The following is a 15,047-nucleotide window of genomic DNA, read 5'->3' on the forward strand; positions in this document are numbered from 1 at the left end:
ACTAGTTCTCCTCTGGATTGTCACGATTCCCGCCGAACCGCTCTTGCAACGCAGCCCAACGGGGGTCAATCGTCTCATGCCCGTGGTCGGGGCCGAGATCGGCCAGCTTGCCGCCGCAGTCGACGCACAGCCCGGGGCAGTCCGGCGAGCACAGCGGCACCTGTGGCAACGCGAGCACGATGGCGTCGCGCACCACGGGTTCGAGGTCGATCAGGTCGTCGTGGAGACGACTGACCTCGTCCTCCTCGGTGGTCTCGTCGGTGGTGCTGTCCGGATACGCGTACAGCTCCGTCAGCTCCACCTGCACGTCCGCCGACAGCGGCTCCAGGCAGCGCGAGCACTCCCCTTCGACCACCGTGGCGGCGGTGCCCGTCACGAGCACTCCCTCGACCACCGACTCCAGCAGGAGGTCGAGTTCGACGCTGCCCCCCGCCGGTACCGCGATCACGCCCGCGAGGCCGAGGCCTGGCGCGGGCACCGTCCTGCGGTAACCGCGGCTGGAGCCCGCACGACGCCCGAGGTCCCTGGTGTCGATGACCCAGGGCCCGGTCGCTGTGGGACGCGCGGAGGCGTGACGATGCTCAGACATGATGTTTGGTGTGCCGCCGGGGACCTACCACGGCTAGCCGGTCAAGGGTACGGGACAACGGGCGTCGGCGTGAAATCGGCTGGTCGGAGGTCGTCCGGTCGGGTCTCACCCGGGTCAGTCGTGGTAGTCGAACGGCGCGGCGGCGCTCGCGACGGCCGGGCCGCGCAGGTGCGAGCGGCCCTTCCCGACGCTGCGCAGGGTGTGCGCGAGCAGGTCCTCGAAGTCGGCCAGCTTGCCGTCCACGTACGCGTCGCACTCGTTGCGCAGCCGGATGGCCTCCGCCTGGGCGGCCTCCAGCACGCGCGCCGACTCGGCGTGCGCGGCCTGCACGACCTCGGTCTGGTCGACCAGGCGCGCCTGCTCCGCCCGGCCCTCCTCGATCGCGCGCTCGTAGTTCGCCCGACCGGCCTGGACCATGCGGTCGGCCTCGGCGTGGGCCCGACCCACCAGCTCCTCGTACTCCTGGCGGCCCGCCGAGACGGTGCGCTGGGCCTGGTCCTCGGCCTCGGCCACCATCCGCTCGGCCCGCGCGCGGGCCTCGGACAGCATCCGCTCGGCCTCGTGCTGCGCCTCGGCGACCATCCGCTCGGCGTCGGCGCGGGCCTTGCTCAGGCTCTGGTCCGCCTCGTGCTGCGCCTTGCCGACCAGCTCGTCGCGGTGGTCCAGCACGTCCTGCGCGTCGTCCAGCTCCGCGGGGATGGCGTCGCGCACGTCGTCGAGGAGTTCGAGCACGTCACCGCGCGGCACGACGCACCCGGAGGTCATCGGCACGCCACGCGCTTCCTCGACGATCGTGACCAGCTCGTCGAGGGCCTCGAACACCCGGTACACGTCTCACTCCTCGCGCCCACATCAGTACCCGTCCTAGTGTGCCCTGCCGATCTCGTCGCCGCCGGGAGATCGGCAGGGCGTGTCCGACTACCGGGTGATGTCCACCAGGACGAAGCTCGCGTAGTGGTCGGGCGTGTAGAAGTACAGCTTCGGGGTCGCGTTGCCGGTGACGATCCGCCGCGCGCCGCGCGTGGAGATGCCGGGCGTCTTGACCGTGTACTCCTTGTAGTAGCCCGTGTAGCAGGCCGGGAGGATGCCCTCGCGGTTGTAGAACGTCTGGTTGTCCTGCGGGTATGGGTACGGCCCGCCGCGCTGGACGAGCCGGACGGTGTCAGTCGCCTGGGTGGGCAGGCTCGACAGGGCGACCTTGCGGAAGGCCGACGTGTCGCCGCACGCGGCCTGGGCGGACGCGGTGGCGGACGTGCCGAACGTGCCGGCGAGGACCAGCAGCAGGGAGAGCAGCACCTTGACGGTGCGCGATGTGATCTCGCTCATGATCGTGAACGGTAACTACACCGGGTGACTCCCCGGTACCCCTGACGTTAACCAGGCGTGACCGGTCAGCGACCCTCTGCGAGCCTCGCGGTCAGCCGGTCCTTGATGCTGGGCGGCAGCAGGCTGGTCACGTCGCCGCCGTAGGTCGCCACGTCCTTCACCAGGGAGCTGGCGAGGAAGCTGTAGATCGGGTTCGTCGGCATGAACAGCGTGTCGACGCCCGAGAGCTGGTGGTTCATCTGCGCCATCTGCAGCTCGTAGTCGTAGTCGCTGACCGCGCGCAGGCCCTTGACGATGGCCTTGATGTCGTTCTCCCGGCAGTAGTCGACCAGCAGGCCGTGCCAGGCGTCGACCCGCACGTTCGGCCACTGCGAGGTGACCTCGCGCAGCATCTCCGTGCGCTCCTCGACCGAGAACAAGGTCTTCTTGTTCTTGTTGATGAGCACGGCGACGACGACCTCGTCGAAGAGCTTCGCCGCTCTGCCGATGATGTCCAGGTGTCCGTTGGTGACCGGGTCGTAGGAGCCGGGGCACACGGCACGCGTCATGGTTTCGGACGGTAGCACCCGATCGGACGCATCCACTCAGGTGCGTGGTCCGCATCACCCGGTGGCGTCAACATGTTCCGCCCAATACAGCGCCGTGTCGCCATATCGCTTGCTGCGCAAGGATTCCACGGCAGGTGGCCACATTGGTTCAGGACTGCGCGCGCCCCGTTCCACGATGATGAGCGAGCCCGGTTTCGTCCAACCGTTCGTGACCAGGGCCTGGAGCACCCGGTCCAGCTGCTCGTCGGTCACCGCGTAGGGCGGATCGGCGAACACCACGTCGCACGGCGCGTCCGGGCGGGTCGCGACGACGGCCTCCGCGGTGCGGTTGAGGACGGTCGCGCCGGGCAGGGCGACGGTCCGGGCGTTGCCCTTCAGCACTTCGGCAGCCCGCTTGTCCGACTCGACGAACGTGGCCGCGGCCGCGCCGCGCGACAGCGCCTCGAAGCCGAGCGCGCCGGAACCCGCGTACAGGTCGAGCACCGCGACGCCGTCGAGGTCGACCAGCGCTTCGAGCGAGCTGAACAACGCCTCGCGGACGCGGTCGGACGTCGGACGGGTGCCGCGCGGCGGCACTTGCAGTCTGCGGCCACCGGCGGCGCCCGCGACGATCCTGGTCACCCCGTCATCGTCCCACCGGCCAGGGTCCCACCGGCCAGGGTCCCACCGGCGTCACCGGCCGAGGTGCGCGCCGCCGTTGACCGCGATCACCTGGCCGGTGATGTGCCCGGCCTCCGGCGAGGCGAGGAACGCCACGGTCGCCGCGACGTCCGCGGGCGTGCCGGCGCGGCCGTTGGCCGTCTCCGCGACGAGGGTCTCGCGGCGCCGCTCGGTCATGCCGCCGCCGAAGAACTCCGTGTCGTCGACGAAGCCGGGCGAGACGACGTTCGCGGTGATGCCCCGGCCGCCCAGCTTGAACGCGAGCTCGGCCGTCCACGCCTCCACCGCCGCCTTGGCCGCGCCGTAGCTGCCGCCGCCTCGCCGGCCCGCGATGGACCCGATGGTGACCACGCGGGCCTGGTCGGCGAGGCGCGGTCCGAGGGCCGTGGTGACGAGGACCGCCGTGACGACGTTCGCCTCGTACATGGCCAGCCACTCCTGCTTCAGGCCGTCGCCGTCCGCGAGGCCGCCCGCGTTGTTGACCAGCACGTCCACCCGTTCGGGCAGGTGCGGGAGCGCCGCGTCGACCGACGCCTGGTCGGCCGCGTCGAACGCCACCGCCCGCGCGCCGATCTCGCCCGCGGTCCGCTCCAGGACGTCCGCGCGGCGCCCGGTGATCACCACGTCGAGGCCGCGCCGGACCAGCTCCTCGGCGATGGCCCGGCCGATGCCGGTGCCGCCGCCCGTGACCACTGCCGTCCTCGTGCCGTCGCTGTTGTCGCTCATGCGAGTGCTTGCCACCATCCGTCGACCGCCGGGGGTTCGTCGACGTTGATCCTCTCACCCGGACGAGGGACGGCGAGCGGGATGTCGTGCGCCTTGGCCTCGCGCCACACCCGGTCGACGGGCTCCGACCAGTCGTGGAACGCGAGGTTGAACGTGGCCCAGTGCACCGGGATCAGCAGGCCGCCCCTGACGTCCCGGTGGGCGGCCACGCCGTCCTCCGGCGTCATGTGGATGTCCGGCCACCCCGGGCCGTACGCGCCGATCTGGATCAGGGAGGCGTCGAACGGGCCGTGCTCCTCGCCGATCGCCTTGTAGCCGTCGAAGTAGCCCGTGTCGCCGCTGTAGAAGACGCGGTGGTCCGGGCCCTTGATGACCCAGGACGCCCACAGCGTGTTGTCCCGGTCGAACCCGCGGCCGGAGAAGTGCTGCGCCGGGGTCGCGACGAGCGCGACGCCGGCCACCTCGTGCGACTCGTGCCAGTCCAGCTCGACGATCCGGTGCTCCGGCACGTGCCAGCGGCGCAGGTGCGCGCCGATGCCCAGCGGCACCACGAACACCGCTTCCTGGTCCCTGGCGAGCGCGCGCACCGTCGGCAGGTCGAGGTGGTCGTAGTGGTCGTGCGAGATGACGACGGCGTCCACGCGGCCGACCTCGTGCAGCTGGTGCGGGACCGGGTGCAGGCGGCGGGGTCCGACCACGGGGGACGGCGAGCACCGGTCGCTCCACACCGGGTCGATCAGGATGCGCGCGCCGTCGACCTCGACCAACGCGGACGCGTGGCCGTACCAGGTGATGTGCAGGCCGTCCGGGGAGCCGGGGGCGGGCGGCACCAGCGGCACCTCGCCCACGGGCCGCCGCTGCTGCCCGCCGAAGAACAGCTCGCGCACCGTCCCGGCCGCGCCGTCCGGCGGCATCGTGCGGGTGGGCGCGGCGTTGTGGAACTTCCCACCGCGGTACTGGGGCGACCGCCGCAGCCGCTCACCCGCGGGCTTGCCGCCCAGCGCGGTCGGCACGTCGCGCGCCGCCCAGGCGACGGCGCCGGCCGTGAGGGCGAGCAGGGCTGCGGTGACCTTCTTCATGCCCGGTCCAACGCGACGTCCGACGGCCCGGTTCCCCCGCGGTCGGGTGACCGTGCGCACCCGGCGAGCGGGACCAGACCGCAACGGCCTCCGGGCCGGGCGCCACGTCGACGCCCGGCCCGGAGGAAGCGGACGTCACTCCAGCACGATCAGCAGGTCGCCGCCCTCCACCTGCTGCACGCCGCGCACGGCCAGGCGCTTCACCCGGCCCGCCTTCGGCGCGGTGATCGCGGCCTCCATCTTCATCGCCTCGATGGTCGCGATCGTCTGACCGGCCTCGACCTGGTCGTCCTCGGCCACGTTCGGCGTGACGACACCGGCGAACGGCGCGGCGACGTGGCCGGGGTTGCCCCGGTCCGCCTTCTCCGCCACCGGCACCTCGGCCGCGACCGACCGGTCGCGCACCTGGATCGGGCGGAGCTGGCCGTTCAACGTGGCCATCACCGTGCGGATGCCGCGCTCGTCCGCCTCGCCGATCGCCTCCAGCCCGATCAGCAGCCGCACGCCCGGCTCCAGGTCGACCTGGTACTCCTCGCCCGGCTTCAGGCCGTAGAAGAAGTCCTTGCTGCCCAGGACGCTCGTGTCGCCGTACGCGTCGCGGTGCGCCCGGAACTCCTTCGTCGGGCCGGGGAACAGCAGGCGGTTGAGCGTGTTGCGGCGGTCGTCCTCGAGGCCCTTCAGGTCCTCGTCGGTCAGCTCGGCCACACCCTTCGGCGCGGCGCGGCCCTGCAACGCCTTGCTGCGGAACGGCTCCGGCCAGCCGCCGGGCGGGTCGCCCAGCTCGCCGTGCAGGAACCCGATCACCGACGCCGGGATGTCGAAGCGGCCGGGGTCCGCCTCGAAGTCCTGCGGCGACACCCCCGCGCCGACCAGGTGCAACGCCAGGTCGCCGACCACCTTGGACGACGGCGTCACCTTCACCAGGCGGCCCAGCATCCGGTCGGCGGCGGCGTACATGGACTCGATCTCCTCGAACTTCTGCCCGAGGCCCAGCGCCACCGCCTGGGTGCGCAGGTTCGACAGCTGCCCGCCGGGGATCTCGTGCGAGTACACGCGGCCGGTCGGGCCGGGGATGCCCGACTCGAACGGCGCGTAGACCTTGCGCACCGACTCCCAGTACGGCTCCAGGTCGCACACGGCCCGCAGGTCGAGGCCCGTGGCCCGGTCGGTGTAGTCGGTCGCGGCCACGATCGCCGACAGCGGCGGCTGCGACGTGGTGCCCGCCATCGACGCGACCGCGCCGTCCACCGCGTCCACACCGGACTGGATGGCCGCCAGGTAGGTGGCCAGCTGGCCGCCCGCCGTGTCGTGGGTGTGCAGGTGGACCGGGAGGTCGAACTCCTTGCGCAGCGCGGTCACCAGCCGGGCCGCGGCGGGCGGGCGCAGCAGGCCCGCCATGTCCTTCACCGCGAGCACGTGCGCGCCCGCGCCGACGATCTGCTCGGCCAGCTTGAGGTAGTAGTCGAGCGTGTAGAGGCGCTCGTCCGGGTTCGACAGGTCGGACGTGTAGCAGAGGGCGACCTCGGCGACCGCCGTGCCGGTCTCCCGCACCGCCTCGATCGCCGGCCGCATCTGCTCGACGTCGTTGAGGGCGTCGAAGATGCGGAAGATGTCGATGCCTGTCTTGGTCGCCTCTTCGACGAACGCGCTGGTCACGGCCTCGGGGTACGGCGTGTAGCCGACCGTGTTGCGGCCGCGCAGCAGCATCTGGAGGGTGATGTTCGGCACGGCCTCGCGCAGCGCGGCGAGCCGTTCCCACGGGTCCTCGGCGAGGAACCGCAGCGCCACGTCGTACGTCGCGCCGCCCCACGCCTCCAGCGACAGCAGCTGCGGCGTCATGCGCGCCACGTGCGGCGCGACGGCCAGCAGGTCCTTGGTGCGCACGCGGGTGGCGAGGAGGGACTGGTGCGCGTCGCGGAACGTCGTGTCCGTGACGGCCAGCGCCTTGCTCTCCCGCAGCCAGCGGGCGAAGCCCTCCGGGCCCAGCTCGACGAGCTTCTGCCGCGACCCGGCCGGCGGCTCGGCGTTGAGGTCGACCGCGGGCAGCTTCACCTTCGGGTCCACGACGGACGGACGGGGGCCGTTCGGCTTGTTCACCGTCACGTCGGCGAGGTAGGTGAGCATGCGCGTGCCGCGGTCGGCGGAGTGCCGGGCGGTCAGCAGGTGCGGGCGCTTCTCGATGAACGAGGTGGTGACGCGGCCCTCGTAGAAGTCCGGGTCGTCCAGCACCGCCTGGATGAACGGGATGTTCGTGGACACGCCCCGGATGCGGAACTCGGCCACCGCGCGCCGCGCGCGGGCCACCGCGGCCGAGAACGTGCGGCCGCGGCAGGTCAGCTTGACCAGCATCGAGTCGAAGTGCGCGCCGATGACCGTGCCCGCGCCGGTCGTGCCGCCGTCCAGCCGGATGCCCGAGCCGCCCGGCGAGCGGTAGGCGCTGATCATGCCGGTGTCGGGGCGGAACCCGTTGGCCGGGTCCTCGGTGGTGATGCGGCACTGCAGCGCCGCGCCGCGCAGCTGCACGGTCTCCTGGCTCAGCCCCAGGTCGTCCAGCGTCTCGCCGCTCGCGATCCGCATCTGCGACTGCACCAGGTCCACGTCGGTGACCTCTTCGGTGACCGTGTGCTCGACCTGGATGCGCGGGTTCATCTCGATGAAGACGTAGTTGCCGTGCGGGTCGAGCAGGAACTCGACCGTGCCCGCGTTGCGGTAGCCGATGTGCCGGGCGAACCGGACGGCGTCGGAGCAGATCCGCTCCCGCAGCTCCGGGGACAGGTTCGGCGCGGGCGCGATCTCGATCACCTTCTGGTGCCGCCGCTGCACCGAGCAGTCCCGCTCGAACAGGTGCATCACGTTGCCCTCGCCGTCGGCGAGGATCTGCACCTCGATGTGCCGCGGCTCGACGACGGCCTGCTCCAGGAACACGGTCGGGTCGCCGAACGCGGACTCCGCCTCGCGTGACGCGGCCTCCAGCGCCTCGCGCAGCGCGCTCTTCTCCTCGACGCGCCGCATGCCGCGGCCGCCACCGCCCGCGACCGCCTTGACGAACACCGGGAAGGCGATGTCCTCGGCGGCCGCCACCAGGGCGTCGATGTCGCTGGACGGCGCGCTGGACTTCAGCACCGGCAGGCCGGCCTCGCGGGCCGCGGCGATGGCGCGGGCCTTGTTGCCCGTCAGCTCCAGCACGTCCGACGGCGGGCCGACGAACGTGATGCCGGCGTCGGCGCAGGCCTTGGCCAGCTCGGGGTTCTCCGACAGGAAGCCGTACCCGGGGTAGACCGCGTCGACGCCCGCCTTGCGGGCCGCCTTGATGATCTCCTCCACGGACAGGTAGGCCCGGACCGGGTGGCCCGGCTCACCGATCTCGTAGGACTCGTCCGCCTTCAACCGGTGCAGGGAGTTGCGGTCCTCGTGGGGGAAGACGGCCACCGTTCCGGCACCCAGTTCATAGGCAGCGCGAAAGGCCCGGATCGCGATCTCGCCGCGGTTGGCGACAAGAACCTTGCGGAACATACGGCGTTCCCTCCCGGTTGCTCGGCTGAGTCTGCTCGACCCCGCGCACAGGTCTACGAATCAAGGCACGCTACCGTGCGCGTCCCGCCCCTCGGGAGTTCCATCTCACGTGACGGACGTCATCGTGATCGGTCACTCTCCCCGCCGGGACCGGCGCGACCTGGGACCATGCCCGCGAATTCTCCCTTGCCCGGCCTCGTCGCGCAGCCCCCGGACGCTTCGGCACGCGGCCGGAGGATTGACGTGACGCAGTGCCGCCCACACATCACCCCAGCGTGATCTGGACCATGGTCGAACGCTTGTTCGGCAAACCGCACGCTCGATCACCGCCCCGTTACGGTCCGTTCCCCGCATCGGGTGATTGGCCTGGGCGACTTCTCGGTAGGGTTGCCCCCATGGCCGGGGCTGAAGGGACTGGGCAGCCTGCTGCCCGCACCCATTTCGACGTCGTTCTGCGCGGTTACAACCAGCGCCAGGTGAACGAACGGGTGACGCGACTGGAGTTCGACCTCAAGAACTCCAACCGGGCGCGCGAAGCCGCGTCGGCCCAGGTCGCGGAGCTGAGCAAGCTGCTCAACACCACCCGTGCCGAACTCGACAAGGTGAAGGCGCAGCTCGGCAACCTGGCCAGCAGCCCGGTCAGCGCCTCCAACGTCACCGAGCGCGTGCGCGTGATGATGACGTTGGCCGAGGAGGAGATCGCCGACATCCGGCAGGCCGCGCTCGACCAGGCGAACGCGACCCGGGCCGAGGCTGAGCGCGCCGCGGCCGAGGGCAAGGCCCTGCACCAGCGGGCCATGAACGAGCTGGACGATCGCCGCCGGCAGCTGGAGGCGTCCCACCAGAACCGGGCGAAGGAGCTGGACCGCCAGTTCGAGGGCCGCCGCACCGAGCTGGAGCGGTCGCACGAGGAGCTGCGCGCCAAGCTCACCGCCGAGCACGAGGCGCTGATGGCCGAGGCCACCGCCGACCGCGAGCGGCTGACCGCCGAGTTCGAGGCGAAGACCGCGGAGCTGGAGGCGAAGCGGGTCGAGCTGGAGCAGAAGTACCAGGGCTACCACGACGACCTGGACAAGGAGTACGACGAGCTGCGCGCCAAGCTCCGCCAGGAGCACGAGGTGCACGTCGTCGAGGCCAAGGCCGAGGCCGCGAAGCTGCTGGAGGCGGCCCGCGACGAGGTCGCGCGGCTGCGCGCCCGGTCGGAGCAGGAGATCGCCGAGCTGGAGTCCGAGGCGCTGGCCAAGGCCGAGAAGGCGGTGGCCGAGGCCAACGCCCAGGCCGAGCGGACCACCACCGAGGCCGACGCCCACGCCCAGCGCACGATCACCGAGGCCGACGCCCACGCCGAGCGGACCATCACGGAGGCCGACGCCCACGCCGACCGCCGCACCACGGCGGCGGACGCGAAGCTCGCCGAGCTCCACCGCGTGCACCGTTCGCTGAGCGAGCAGTTCGCCGCCGCGCAGGAGGCCGTGGCCCGCGCCGTCGCCTCCCTCACGCCGCTGGACGACGAGTCGGCGACCGGGGACGAGCGCGAGGCCGAGACCAAGAAGATCGCGAAGTCCGCCGTCGCCGCCCCGGCCCCCGCGACCGACGAGGCCACCGACGCCAAGGCGGCGGACGGCGAGGCGAGCGGGTCCAAGGCTGCCGAGGCGAACACCACCGACACGAAGGCTGCCGAGGCGAAGGCGGTCGCGGCGAAGGCGGCCGGCGCGAAGACCACCGACGCCAAGCCTGCTCACGCCAAGGCCGCCGATCCGAAGGCCGCCGCGGGCGCCAAGGCCGGTGCCGACAACGCCTCCGGCGCGAGCCCGGCGAAGCCCAGGGCGAAGGCCGCCAACCCGTCCGAGCAAACGACGACCCAGCTGCCGATCCCCAAGACGGGCAGGCAGGCCAGGTAGCCCGTCGGTCGCGCGTTACCCGGGCAGCTGCTCGGCGGGGACGACCTCCGCCGGGTCCGGGGCGGCGATCGCGACCGGCCGACCCCAGTCGCGGAACCGGGTGGTGGACTGCTTCACGACCTTGCCGTCCAGCTCGAACCGGTACTCGGCGCGGACCGGCGCGCTCGTCCCGTCCACCCACACCGTCGCGGCGATCTTCACCCCGTACTCGGCCAGCTGGGTGTGCTGGAGCTGGATGTCCTGGTCCTCGATGACCTTGGCCATCTTCAACGGGTCCACGACCAGGTCGAACCGGGTCGTCGGCACGCCGTCGACCTCCTCCGACCCCCGGCCGACGATCAACGCCGCCCTCGGCTGCACGTAGTCGAGCTCGGCGCCCGCCATCGCGCTCGGCCCGAAGCCGCGCAGCAACGCGGACACCTCGCCGCTGTTCGCCGACGTGTAGAAGCCCCACTTCTTGCCCGCGGGCATGGGCGCGCCCTCGACCTGCACGTACGTGCCCTCGCGCAGCACGACCAGGGAGATCTTCTTGGGCTGCCCGCCGGTCGAGACGTCCATGGTCATCGCGCCCGCGAGCCCGTCGGCGTCCTGCCGCAGCGAGCCGTCCACGACGTTGCGGACCTCGGTGGCCTGCCCGTCGGACGCGAAGCCCTCGGTGTGGAACGCCGCCGTCCCCAGCTCCGCCCGCCGCTGCTCGATCCGCTCGGCGAGCACCGCCAGGTCGCCCTTGGGCGGTGACGACGACGTGGTGGTGGCGGGGTCGCCGGCCGGAGCGGCCGTGCAGGCGACCAGCGCCAGCGGAACCAGGGCGAACAGGAATCGGCGCACGAGTCAGGGTACCCAGGCGGGTCCTACGCCTTCTCCAGGTACTCCGCGCGCTCCTCGTCCAGCAGGCCCGCGACCAGGCCCGCGAGGCCTGGGTGGGCGGCCAGCTCCGGGTCGGCCTCCACGACCTCCTGCGCCACCACGCGCGCCTCGGCGATCACGTCCTCGTCCCGCAGCAGCGACAGCATCTTGAGCCCCGACCGCCGCCCGGACTGCGCCGCGCCGAGGATGTCGCCCTCGCGGCGCAGCTCCAGGTCCAGCTGGGCCAGCTCGAAGCCGTCCAGAGTGGACTCGACGGCCCGCAGCCGCTCCATCGTCGACGTGCCGTCCGGCATCTCCGTCACGAGCAGGCACAGCCCCGGCGCGCTGCCCCGGCCGACCCGCCCGCGCAGCTGGTGCAGCTGGCTCACGCCGAACCGGTCCGCGTCCATGATGACCATCACGGTGGCGTTGGGCACGTTCACGCCGACCTCGACCACGGTCGTGGCGACGAGCACCTGCACCTCGTTCGCCGCGAACGCCCGCATCACGGCGTCCTTGTCCTCGGCGGGCATCCGGCCGTGCAGGATGTCGATCCGCAACCCGCGCAGCGGCCCCTCGGCCAGCCGGTTCGCCACGTCCACCACGGCCAGCGGAGGCCGGCGGTCCGAGCCGTCCTCCTTCGGCGGCTCCTCCGCGTCGTCCTCCGACGCGCCGTCGCCGATGCGCGGGCACACGACGTACACCTGGTGGCCCTTGCCCACCTCCTCGTGGATGCGCTGCCACGCCCGGTCGAGCCAGCCCGGCTTCGCCGCCACCGGCACGACCGACGTGCTGATCGGCGAACGCCCCCGCGGCAGTTCCCGCAGCGCGGACACCTCCAGGTCGCCGTACACGGTCATGGCGACCGTGCGCGGGATCGGCGTGGCCGTCATCACCAGGACGTGCGGCGTGGACCCGCCGGCCCGCCCGCTCAGCGCCGCGCGCTGCTCCACGCCGAACCGGTGCTGCTCGTCCACCACGACCAGGCCGAGGTCGGCGAACTCCACCTTGTCCTGGATCAGCGCGTGCGTGCCGACCACGATCCCGGCCTCGCCGGACACGATCTCCAGCATCGCCCGCTTCCGCGCCGGCGCGCCCATCGACCCGGTCAGCAGCGTCACCCGCGTCGCGTGCTCGGCGCCGCCCAGCTCACCGGCCTGCGCGAGGTCGCCCAGCAGCTCCCGCAACGACCGCGCGTGCTGCGCCGCCAGCACCTCGGTGGGCGCGAGCATCGCCGCCTGCCGCCCGGCGTCCACGACCTGCAGCATCGCCCGCAGCGCCACCATCGTCTTGCCCGACCCGACCTCGCCCTGGAGGAGCCGGTTCATCGGGTGCTCGCCGGACAGGTCGCGCGCGATCTGCTCGCCCACCTCGCGCTGGCCCGCCGTCAGCTCGAACGGCAGGCGCGCGTCGAACGCGTCCCGCACCAGGCCCGGCCGGGGCGGGCACGCGGGGGCGGGGCGGGCCGTGGCCGAACGGCGGCGTTGCGCCAGGGTCAGCTGCACGGCCATCGCCTCGTCCCACTTCAACCGCTGCTGGGCGACGGCGATGGCGGCCCAGCTGTCCGGCCGGTGGATCGTCCGCAGCGCCTCTTCCAGCGGGATCAGGCCGCGCGACTCGCGCAGCTGGTCCGGCAGCGGGTCCTCGCCGACGCCGTCCCACACCGCGAGCACCTGCTCGACGCAGTTGGACACGTTCCACGACTGGATGCCCTGCGCCGCCGGGTAGACGGGGATGAACGCGCCCGCGAAGTCGGCCGCCGACGCGCCCTCGCCGTCCAGCACCTGGTAGTCGGGGTGGGCGAGCTGGAGCTTGCCGTTGAACATGCCGACCTTGCCCGCGAACATCGCCTCGCGCCCCGGCAGCAGCTCCCGCTCGACCTTGCGCGAGCCGCGCCCGAAGAACACCAGGTGCAGGTCGCTGGTGCCGTCGGTGATCACGGCCTCCAGCAGCTCGCCGCTGCGCGACTTCATCCGACGCTGCCGGGCGCTCTTCACGCGGGCCTGCACGGTGACGTGCTCGCCCAGCTCCAGCCCGGCGATCTCGGTCAGCTTGCCGCGCTCGTCGTACCGGCGCGGGTAGTGGCGCAGCAGCTCACCGACCGTGGTCAGGCCGAGGCCGGCCTCCAGCGCGTCGGCGCTCTTCTTGCCGAGCACCGACACCAGCTTCTCGTCGAAGGTCGTCATCCCGGCCCATCCACCTACTCGACACCGACAACCAGCAGGGCGTCCCGCTGTCCGCCCTGGTAGGCGGCCAGCTCCACCTCCGGGTGCGCGACGCGGAGGTGATCTTCCAGCACCCGCTCGATCCCGTCCGGGGCGGCCTGCCCCCAGAGCACGGTGACCAGCTCGCCGCCGCTGGCGAGCATCCGGTCCACCAGCCGGCACGCCAGGTCGCCCACGCCGGACGCGGCGGGCTCGATGAGCACGACCTCGCCGTCCACCATGCCGAGCAGGTCGCCGGGGCGGCACCGGCCGACCCACGTGATGGCCTCCCGCTCGGACACCGCGACCTCGCCGCGCCGGGTGGCGGCCGCGGCCTCGGCCATGGCGACCACGTCGTCGCCCGCGCGCCGGGACGGCGAGTGCACGGCGAGCGCCGCCAACGCCTGCACCGGCGAGAACGTCGGCACGACCACGACGTCCTGACCGGCGGCGATGGCCTGGGTGACGGCGTCGTCCAGCGGTTCCCGCAACGACGGGTCGCCGGGCAGCACGGTCACGTGCCGCGCCCGCGTGCCGACGACCACGGCGAGCAGGTCGGCGGCCGTCACCGCGTCGCCGGGTTCGAACACCACCGCGCCCTCGGACCGGAACAGCTCGGCCGCGCCCTCGCCGTCCACGAGCGCCACGATCGCCCGGTCGCGCACGAACCGGGGCGCCTGGGCGGCGATCTGGTCGGCGAACCGGGCCACCGTGATGCGGTGCGGGCGACCGGCGCGGATGCCCGCCTCGACGGCCGCGCCGATGTCGTTGCAGTGCACGTGCACCGTCCACAGCCCGGCGCCGTCGCCGACCACGGACACGCAGTCGCCCACCGCCCGCAGGTCGGCCTTCAGCCGCTCGACGTCGGGCTCGCGGTCGGCCGGCCCGTCGAGCAGGTACATGACCTCGTACTCGTACTCGGCCGACCCGGCCTCGCGGGCGGTGGTCAGCGAGTCGCGCGGGACGGTGGCGGTCACCGGCGCGGGCTCGGCCGCGCGTCCCGTGATCACCGCCGCCAACGTGTCCAGCAGCACGACCAGCCCGCGCCCGCCCGCGTCGACCACACCGGCCTTGGCCAGCACGGCGAGCTGCCGGGGCGTGTCCGCCAGCGCCTCGCCGCCCGCCTTCGCGGCGGCCGTCACCACGTCGTCCAGGTCGTCGGACGCGCAGTCCCGAGCCGCCTCGGCCGCCGCGTGCAGCACGGACAGCACGGTGCCCGCGACCGGCTTCGACACGGCGGCGGTGGCCAGCTCGTCGGCCCGCAGCAACGCCCGCCGCAACGCCGCGCCGGACGCCGTGGGCGCGCCCTGGGCGGCCTCCGCCAGCCCGCGCAGCACCTGCGACAGGATCACCCCGGAGTTGCCGCGCGCACCGGCGAGCGCGCCGCGGGCGAGCGCGCCCAACGCCGCCCCGACGGTGTCCACGGGTGTCCTCAGCAGCGCGTCCAACGCCGAGCGCATGGTCTGGAGCAGGTTCGTGCCGGTGTCGCCGTCGGGCACGGGGAACACGTTGATGCGATCGATGTCCTCGCGGTTCACGTCCAGGGACCGAACGCAGGCGTCCGCCCACTGACGCACCGCGACCGCATCGAGAGCCCGCATGGCGGCGAGGGTATTCGACCCGGTTTGGAGGCAGAACGGCCCACCGGCTACCCT

The 15,047-nt window shown here is 72.8% G+C and carries 12 protein-coding genes; 1 reads left to right on the plus strand and 11 read right to left on the minus strand.

Translation table 11 applies throughout. From position 1 onward, the window contains the following. Position 1: 1 nt before the first annotated feature. The 8 genes from ACRAKH_RS28125 to ACRAKH_RS28160 all read right to left on the minus strand — a co-directional run bounded on the left by ACRAKH_RS28125 (position 2) and on the right by ACRAKH_RS28160 (position 8,441). On the minus strand, positions 2 to 589 hold the full coding sequence (locus ACRAKH_RS28125) for a YceD family protein (protein WP_380724789.1): 588 nt from the start codon (positions 587 to 589) through the stop codon (positions 2 to 4). A 114-nt stretch (positions 590 to 703) separates the two neighbouring features. Beyond that, positions 704 to 1,420 (minus strand): DivIVA domain-containing protein, encoded by a 717-nt coding sequence (locus ACRAKH_RS28130; protein ID WP_380724790.1) that lies wholly within the window; start codon positions 1,418 to 1,420, stop codon positions 704 to 706. A gap of 87 nt (positions 1,421 to 1,507) precedes the next feature. Then, positions 1,508 to 1,915 carry a ribonuclease domain-containing protein gene (locus ACRAKH_RS28135; protein WP_380724791.1) on the minus strand — a complete coding sequence of 136 codons (408 nt, stop codon included), beginning with the start codon at positions 1,913 to 1,915 and terminating at the stop codon, positions 1,508 to 1,510. A 65-nt stretch (positions 1,916 to 1,980) separates the two neighbouring features. Further along, positions 1,981 to 2,463: a pantetheine-phosphate adenylyltransferase gene (gene coaD / locus ACRAKH_RS28140; RefSeq protein ID WP_380724792.1), complete on the minus strand. Its 483-nt coding sequence runs from the start codon at positions 2,461 to 2,463 to the stop codon at positions 1,981 to 1,983. Between the two features lie 54 nt (positions 2,464 to 2,517). Next, the gene (gene rsmD, locus ACRAKH_RS28145; RefSeq protein WP_380724793.1) at positions 2,518 to 3,084 is read right to left on the minus strand and encodes a 16S rRNA (guanine(966)-N(2))-methyltransferase RsmD; all 567 of its coding nucleotides are present in this window, start codon (positions 3,082 to 3,084) and stop codon (positions 2,518 to 2,520) included. Between the two features lie 51 nt (positions 3,085 to 3,135). Then, complete coding sequence (locus ACRAKH_RS28150) at positions 3,136 to 3,849, minus strand: SDR family NAD(P)-dependent oxidoreductase (protein WP_380724794.1); 714 nt, start codon at positions 3,847 to 3,849, stop codon at positions 3,136 to 3,138. Further along, a complete protein-coding gene (locus ACRAKH_RS28155; RefSeq protein ID WP_447009398.1) occupies positions 3,846 to 4,928 on the minus strand; it encodes an MBL fold metallo-hydrolase in 1,083 nt (360 codons plus the stop codon). The genes ACRAKH_RS28150 and ACRAKH_RS28155 overlap by 4 nt, the downstream gene beginning before the upstream one ends. A 135-nt stretch (positions 4,929 to 5,063) precedes the next feature. Then, positions 5,064 to 8,441 (minus strand): pyruvate carboxylase, encoded by a 3,378-nt coding sequence (locus ACRAKH_RS28160; RefSeq protein ID WP_380724796.1) that lies wholly within the window; start codon positions 8,439 to 8,441, stop codon positions 5,064 to 5,066. A gap of 488 nt (positions 8,442 to 8,929) precedes the next feature. On the opposite strand from ACRAKH_RS28160, the gene ACRAKH_RS28165 reads away from it, so the two are divergent. Further along, entirely contained in the window at positions 8,930 to 10,342 is a 1,413-nt protein-coding gene (locus ACRAKH_RS28165) for a hypothetical protein (RefSeq protein WP_380724797.1), read from the plus strand. Between the two features lie 15 nt (positions 10,343 to 10,357). Here the strand turns inward: ACRAKH_RS28165 and ACRAKH_RS28170 are convergent, their stop codons facing one another. The 3 genes from ACRAKH_RS28170 to ACRAKH_RS28180 are packed head-to-tail and all read right to left on the minus strand — an operon-like array spanning position 10,358 to position 14,993. Further along, the gene (locus ACRAKH_RS28170; RefSeq protein WP_380724798.1) at positions 10,358 to 11,170 is read right to left on the minus strand and encodes a hypothetical protein; all 813 of its coding nucleotides are present in this window, start codon (positions 11,168 to 11,170) and stop codon (positions 10,358 to 10,360) included. 23 nt (positions 11,171 to 11,193) lie between these two features. After that, the gene (gene recG / locus ACRAKH_RS28175; RefSeq protein WP_380724799.1) at positions 11,194 to 13,374 is read right to left on the minus strand and encodes an ATP-dependent DNA helicase RecG; all 2,181 of its coding nucleotides are present in this window, start codon (positions 13,372 to 13,374) and stop codon (positions 11,194 to 11,196) included. A gap of 14 nt (positions 13,375 to 13,388) precedes the next feature. After that, the gene (locus ACRAKH_RS28180) at positions 13,389 to 14,993 is read right to left on the minus strand and encodes a DAK2 domain-containing protein (RefSeq protein WP_447009399.1); all 1,605 of its coding nucleotides are present in this window, start codon (positions 14,991 to 14,993) and stop codon (positions 13,389 to 13,391) included. Positions 14,994 to 15,047 lie beyond the last annotated feature (54 nt).

It is taken from the genome of Saccharothrix hoggarensis, assembly GCF_052936025.1.